The organism is Phaeobacter sp. HF9A, from assembly GCF_011806385.1.
In the GTDB taxonomy this organism is placed as follows: domain Bacteria; phylum Pseudomonadota; class Alphaproteobacteria; order Rhodobacterales; family Rhodobacteraceae; genus Epibacterium.
This window is the reverse complement of the sequence record NZ_JAATOX010000166.1, coordinates 1-6,565: the sequence shown is the minus strand read 5'-3', so window position 1 is coordinate 6,565 and position 6,565 is coordinate 1. Positions and strand designations below refer to the sequence as shown.

General features: G+C 61.8%; 8 protein-coding genes. 1 reads left to right on the top strand and 7 read right to left on the bottom strand.

From position 1 onward, the window contains the following. A partial coding sequence (locus tag HCZ87_RS21360; RefSeq protein ID WP_368484150.1) for an MYG1 family protein occupies positions 1-82 on the bottom strand: 82 nt, incomplete at its 3' end. Positions 83-393: 311 nt separating this feature from the next. Here HCZ87_RS21360 and HCZ87_RS19050 point away from each other — a divergent pair. Continuing rightward, positions 394-1,035, top strand: coding sequence for a DsbA family protein (locus HCZ87_RS19050; RefSeq protein ID WP_167646409.1), 642 nt, complete (start codon positions 394-396; stop codon positions 1,033-1,035). A gap of 92 nt (positions 1,036-1,127) precedes the next feature. On the opposite strand, the gene HCZ87_RS19045 is transcribed toward HCZ87_RS19050, so the two are convergent. The 6 genes from HCZ87_RS19045 to HCZ87_RS19020 all read right to left on the bottom strand — a co-directional run bounded on the left by HCZ87_RS19045 (position 1,128) and on the right by HCZ87_RS19020 (position 6,103). Next, on the bottom strand, positions 1,128-1,757 hold the full coding sequence (locus tag HCZ87_RS19045; RefSeq protein ID WP_167646407.1) for a hypothetical protein: 630 nt from the start codon (positions 1,755-1,757) through the stop codon (positions 1,128-1,130). Then, complete coding sequence (locus HCZ87_RS19040) at positions 1,757-3,316, bottom strand: hypothetical protein (protein WP_167646405.1); 1,560 nt, start codon at positions 3,314-3,316, stop codon at positions 1,757-1,759. The genes HCZ87_RS19045 and HCZ87_RS19040 overlap by 1 nt, the downstream gene beginning before the upstream one ends. 266 nt (positions 3,317-3,582) lie before the next feature. Next, entirely contained in the window at positions 3,583-4,383 is an 801-nt protein-coding gene (locus HCZ87_RS19035; RefSeq protein ID WP_167646403.1) for an energy transducer TonB, read from the bottom strand. Continuing rightward, positions 4,380-4,763, bottom strand: coding sequence for a biopolymer transporter ExbD (locus HCZ87_RS19030; RefSeq protein ID WP_167646401.1), 384 nt, complete (start codon positions 4,761-4,763; stop codon positions 4,380-4,382). The genes HCZ87_RS19035 and HCZ87_RS19030 overlap by 4 nt, the downstream gene beginning before the upstream one ends. A 10-nt stretch (positions 4,764-4,773) precedes the next feature. Further along, the gene (locus tag HCZ87_RS19025) at positions 4,774-5,151 is read right to left on the bottom strand and encodes a biopolymer transporter ExbD (RefSeq protein WP_167646399.1); all 378 of its coding nucleotides are present in this window, start codon (positions 5,149-5,151) and stop codon (positions 4,774-4,776) included. A 4-nt stretch (positions 5,152-5,155) separates the two neighbouring features. Further along, entirely contained in the window at positions 5,156-6,103 is a 948-nt protein-coding gene (locus HCZ87_RS19020) for a MotA/TolQ/ExbB proton channel family protein (RefSeq protein ID WP_167646411.1), read from the bottom strand. Positions 6,104-6,565 lie beyond the last annotated feature (462 nt).

Below are 6,565 nucleotides of genomic sequence, written 5' to 3'. Positions count from 1 at the left end.
AGAGCCGGCTCAACACCACCGAAGAGAGCAGCTCGTCGGCGTGAAACCCGCCAGAATGTGTAACAAGATAAGACAGGCTCATGGCCAGGAACTCCGGTTTGGTATCGCGCACGGGACCGCGCCGCCCTCCATAGGCGGCAGACGCCACATATTGGCCAGAAAATGCTATAGTTCCATGATGGGAACAATATCTTAATATTCTTCAAAGCCGGGCCCCGCCGCATGTGTCTGAACAACGACACCGGCGGCAGACACGACCGGTCAAAATCCGTCAGCGCATCGTCCGCGCGGCGCGACACCTCGGGGCAAGCCCTGCGCAACGCAAGATGACGTCTTGCGAAGCTGTCTGACTCAGATACAGAGATATCACGGTCCAAAAAGAAGAAGAGAGCCATGCCCACCCCCATCCAGCTCACCTATCTATATGATCCCCTCTGCGGTTGGTGCTACGGCGCGGCCCCGGCCATCAAGACCCTGATGCAGTACGACGACATCACCGTGACCGCCCAGCCCTCTGGCCTGTTTGCCGGGCCGGGTGCCTTTGCGATGAGCGCCGGCTTTGCCGCCCACGCCTGGGCCGCCGATCAGCGCATCGGGCAATTGACCGGTCAGGAGTTCAGCGCCGCCTATCGCGAAAACCTGCTGGAGCGCACAACGGGCATGGTTGATTCCGGCCCCGCCACGCTGGCGGTGAGCGCGGTGCATCTGACCGCGCCGGAGCAGGAGTTCGATGCCTTGCTGGCGATGCAGCGCGCCCGCTATGTCGAGGGTCGCGACAATGGCGATGCCACGGTGATCGCCACCGTGCTGCGCGAAAGCGGGCTTGATGCGGCGGCGGAGCGCTTTGCCGATCCCGACGCGGCGCTGCTGAGTTTTAACGACGACAGGATCCAAGCCGCCCAGGCAGAGATGCGTCGTTTTGGCGCCCGCGGGGTGCCCACGCTTATCCTCGGCACCGGACCAGAGGCACGGGTGGTTGACACCAATGCGCTTTATGGTCGGCCTGAGGCCCTGATCGGCGCGCTCCGCGCCTGACCTGTGCAATGGTGCGCGCGTGCCGACGGCGGGCCCGCTCTGACAGATCGAGACCAAGGATCGGCGGCCCGCACGGCCTGTCCTCCCCCCAGTCAGGAGGCTTTGGCACGATCTTCGATATAGGACAATCGCGCGGCGGCAAATGAACTCAGCGCCATGGGGAGGTAGGGATTGGCGTCGAGATGTTTGAGAAACGGGTTGCCTATCAGGTGCGACTTGTACTGGGCGAGTATCCTGCGTGCCTCGTCTTTGGCCTTCGGGTCATCATCGCGCGCGGATTGTTCCAGTGCATTCCCCAGTCCGGCCCCAAATAGGCGGGCAATATCCAGAAGCGGGGCCAGCTGCGGTTCGAGTGCTTGATCCGATGAGATCGCGGCAGCATGGACGGCCCTTGCCCCGCCTTCAATCGTGCTGCGGGTTTCTTGCCAATAGGCTGCAAGACCTTTCCAATCGCCAGCCTCGATCGGTCCAAGGCTCGGTGGATCCAGCCGCGCCAAGATGGTGGCAGCCAGCGCCACGTCGTTCTTGCCCAATGCTTCTTCGCACTGTTCAATCAATTCGGCCTCGTCAGGACTGCGCGAAGACGCCTTGTCGCTGGCAAGCCACCGTTCGAGGTGGTTCGACAGCGCTGCCTGCGTTTCCGCGACATCCGCCCCGGGCAACGTCCAGCCTTTCAGCCTGAAAAACTCCGTTGCCCATGCCTGGCCTGCTGCGTCGCTCATCATGTTGTCCCCTGTAACCCCTGGTTGGCGGCCTGGGCGAGCAACTCGGCCCACACTGAAACGGCACCGGTCAGAACGTCATCGGTGATCTGGGTCACCACGCCGGTCCGGCGCTGTTCCATTTGGGTCTCTGCCTGATCCATCGCAACCTTAAAATGCCTGGCGGCACTTTCGATTGTTGCGCGATCAAGCGTGACTTGACCCAGAACAACATCTCCCCCGGATTGCCCATAGACGGCGCCCTTGAAGGCATTCAGCTGGTCTCTGTTTATGCCGCTAAGAGCCGGAAAAAGCTCCTGGCAGGTGGCGAGGAAGGGATCGACATACTGATCTTGGAAGCGTTTAACCTCCAGCCTGGCAACACTGGCCGTCTCTTCCGTGATCTGATCTTGCTCAATCGAGAGGGCGCCAGCCAGGAGAAGCTCGAGCGTGGCGCTTTCGATAAAATGAACGGGCACTGATTTGAGCGTCCCGATGGATTGAGAAAACCGAGGATCCCGCAGGCTGGCCCATTCCATAATCTTCAATTCTAGCAAAATGAGGGCCGAGAGCTCTTGGCCGGGAGGCATCTGGTCGTGATCGGGCAGATTTGCCCTCAGCAATTGGGCTTCTTCACGTGCAAGCGCCGCCTCGGCGTTGCGTATCTCACGCGCGCTGGCACCGGTGATACTGAATTCCGGCGCGTCTTCGTCCCACTCTTCCCATTCGTGACCCTGATTGCAGCAGGCGCATTCCATGGAGAGGTTTTCCAGGTCATTGAAGGCCTGATACACTTGGGCTTTGGTCGTTGCCCCGATACTCTGGGCGTAGTCTGCCCATCTGACATTGTGTCCCAGCTGCATCGAAAAGGCCTCGCACCAATGCCTGCAACTCTTGCACCAGTATAAAACGATAGTCTTGCCGTCACGGTTTGTCGCAGGTTTTGCGTATCCCAACCGGTCCCACTCTTTGATCATCGCGGCGCGCGTGTTGGGATACCAGTCCGGCCTTTCGGCGGTCTCGAAATCAAACACCGCCTGCTGCGTTGTCTGTCTGTGCCTGGTCGCGCCGTCGGCCAATCTAATTGGGTTTCCGTTGATCCTGATAACATCATTCCCGACCTCAACGGGGTCGATGTATTGAGCAATCAATTCGTTGAAAACCGCCTCGGGATCGGGGATCTCCTCCTCTGTTTCAAAGCGGTGGCTCGTGTTGCATACCGCATGTTCATAGGCAAGATTGTCCAGATCATTATAGGCCGCCACCGCAGCTGCGTGGGTGAGTGGCTTTTGATCCTTGATGTATTTTTTCCAGTTTACCTTGTGCCCCACATGCATGAGATGGCCTTCGCCATATTGCCCGCAGGACGCGCACTGGTAGTAGAGCACAGGATAGCCGTTCAGAGCGACCCCCGTCCTGGTAGGGGTTTCTTGCTCCAGAGCGTATCGCACGTTTTCATGAAACTTCGGGCGCTTCATCGCGTCCACGTTGTATTCGTCGCTATTCACTTGCGCTTCAGGCCCAAGCAGGTTCGACCCATTCGGCAGTCGCGGTCGGTAATCTGTGTTGTACCATGGCATGCCGTGAAACCCTCCCTATCAAACCCAACATGCGCCGCGCCCCGACCTGTGTTTGAGCCGAAACAGACAGCGCCGCGCGCAAAATTTCAATTCACGATAGCCATAGCGCGCGATTGCGTACAGCCTTCAGTTGCACGTGGAAAACGGCGGGGCAGTGCTCAGGCTCTCCAGCCGCGTGCCTTGCGCCGATGGCGGCAGCCCGGACATCAAAAAGGGCGCGCGTCTAATCCGCTATGAACGGTCTCGGGTAAGGTCAGGGCGTTGGGCTATCTCGAAAAAGTCATGGGCAGGTTAAAGGTAAGCTGTTGAAGATCCAGTGTCTTTGGTGCGGAGGGAAACCTGCCAGCCCTGACGACCGCACGCAGCGCGGCCTGATCGAAGGCGGCGTTACCGGAGGACTTGGCGATCCGGTGGCTCAAGAGCTGGCCGCTGCGGGCAACGGTGAGCCGCACCACCACCTGGCCATTGCCGCTCGCTCCGTTGGGATACCGCTGACGGCGCTCGATACGCGCACGTATCTTGGCACCCCAGATGCTTTGCAATTTTGCCTGCTGCCCCGACTGGCCAGTGGCGACCTCGGCCCCACCGGCGCGGCCTGCCTGGGCCTTGCCGCCAGAGCCTGCGGCACGCTGTTCTGCACGTCCCGCCGAGGCTTGTTCTGCCTGGCGCGCCCCGGGATCGGGTTTCACCTCCGCGCGTGGTTCCGGTTTCGGCACAGGCGGTGGGGACCTGTCCACCTGCGGAGGCTCGATGGTCTCGGGCTTGGCAAGCGTCAGCTGCGCGGCCGCGCGCGGCGCTGGCGCCAGTTCAAACTGTTGCAGCGCTGGCGCTGGGGCGGCCTGTATCGGTGGCGATAGAGTGATATCCAGGTCTGGCACAGGCTGCGGTGGCCGTTCCCAGGACTCCACCATCGCAAGAACAGTTGCATTGGCCCCCTGCACCGAGACAAGAGCCTCGCCGCCCGCGCCGCTGGAGGCCGCGCCGCTTTCCGGTGCCGTGGAAAACAGCGCGATATGGATCACCACGGCGAGGCCGGAAAATACAGCGAATTCTATAACCTGCTTCATTGCGGACGCACCGCCAGCTCGACACGGCTGAGCCCGGCCTGCGCCATGTGCCGCAGGATCCGGGCCAGCGTCGCAGCCTCGAGCCCGGCATCGGCGCGCAGCTGCACCGCATCGCCTTCACCCGCTGCCGCGGCCAGCTGCACAAGCGCAGCGTCGCCCTCTGTGCCGTCAAAATGCGTCCGCCCTTCAATATCAACATAGAGCACGACCTGCGCTTGCGCCTCCGCTTCCAGCGCGGCCTTGGCCAGGGTCACCTCGAAGGGATCAGCCGGAGCCAAGCGCGAGGTCATCAAGAAGAAGATCAGCAAGAGGAACACCACATTGATCATCGGCACGATTGATTCACTGCGGGGCCGCCTGCGAGGTTCGTTCAGGTCCATGCGACGCGCCTCATTCCACCAGCACGAAATTGCGCGCCCCGGCCTGCCTCAGCAACCCGACCACATCCATGATGCGCTGGAGGGTGGCCGTGTCTCGGCCACGCAACACCAACATATCACTCGGGTTTTCCATCAGCGGCGCCAGCGCCTGGATCAAGTTGTGGTCCAGAACCGGCACCCCATTGATGTCGAGATCGCTCCCGCCGATACCGATCAGACGAGGCGGGCCGCTATAGCTGCCGCCCTGCCCGCCCAGTGGCAAGTCCAGCACCGCATCCATTCCGAACCGCGAGGCCAGCATAAAAAACACCAAGAGCAGGAACACCACGTCGATCATCGGCGTGAGGCTCGGGCGGCGGCGGCGGCTTTGGGTCCGGCTGAGCTGCATTCGCTCACTCCGCCGCCAGCTTCAGCTCTGCCGGGGCAGCAGCCACGAAGAGACGCGTGGCGCTGTCTTCGATGTCACGGCGGATGCGGGCAATGACCGCCTCGAACCAGGTAAGCGCAGCCGATGCTGGGATCGCCACCGCCATGCCGGCGGCGGTGGTCAGCAGCGCTTCCCAGATCCCCCCCGCGAGCAACGCCGGATCCGCTCTCGCACCTGCCGCCTGGAGCGCCTGGAAGGCCGCAATCATGCCCAAGACAGTACCCAGAAGGCCGAGCAGCGGCGCGATGGTGGCAATCAGTTCCAGCGCCCCAAGCCCGGTGGCCGCGCTGGCAAGATGCCGCTTGGCAACGCGGGCCGTTTCCTCGCGGGCGCGATCCTCGGGCAGCCTGTCCAGCGCAGACAGCGCCGCTGCCACCACTCTGGAGCGGATCCCCCTGCGGCCCTCTACGATGGCGAGCGCCGCCCTGCGGTTTTCGGTTTCATATGCCAGCACCGCCTGCCCCGCCTTGCTCCGCGACCAGGCGCCGATCATGGCCAGCCGCCAGATTTTCCACAGGATCAACGCCAGAGTGATCACCGAGAGAAGCGCAATCGCCCAGATCGAGGGACCGCCATCCTGCAAGAATCTCAGCGCCGCGGTTGATGCATCGGGCGCTGCCCCGGTGAGCGGTTCACGCCCTCCCCCGCCCTCTGTCACGGATAGGGCATTCTCCCGATTGTGCGGGTCAGTGATCTGCGCAGGGGCGCCATCCTCAGCAGCGCGCGCAAGAGGGCGATCCCCCAAATGGCGGGCTGGGTCATCCGGTTCGGTGGTCGCGGAGGCCCCGACAGCGATCTGGGGCACAGAGGTTTCGATTGCCGGAACCGGAGCAATCGGCGCCTCCTGAGCGGCAACAACAGAAGGACCCAACAAAAGCGCAACAAGCGCAGCCGATACGCGTCTCATATGGATTGGCTCCAATATACGGGGAGGTCATGTTTCCCGGTGATGAACGGGACAGTCTCGATGTGACGCAGCCGAGCCCAGAGAAGGGCGTTTGACGCAGCAACCAGGCAAGATGGCATCTGCCAACGGCAAGAGGACGCATCTGCTCGCCATTGCTGAGCCAGCGCGCAACGATCGCGCAGGCGGAGATAGGCGTTCAGGAATAATCTGCCCAGCTTCACAATTCGCTCCAGCCATTGGCGCAGTCTACAACCGCGTTCATAGGTTGACTTGGGAATGGCTGGACGGATTGCCGCTCACTTCGCGCGGGCTGTCTTGCTGTGGTGCACCTATTGTCGTGCGGGCGGAGAACTAGCTAAGCCGAGTTCTTTTGTCAAGTTTAGCTGCCGTTTGAGCCTCCCCCCATGAAGTGGTCCGCCCCTATGTTTAGGAAAGCGGAGGACCATAGATGGCAATAAGAGACCGAAG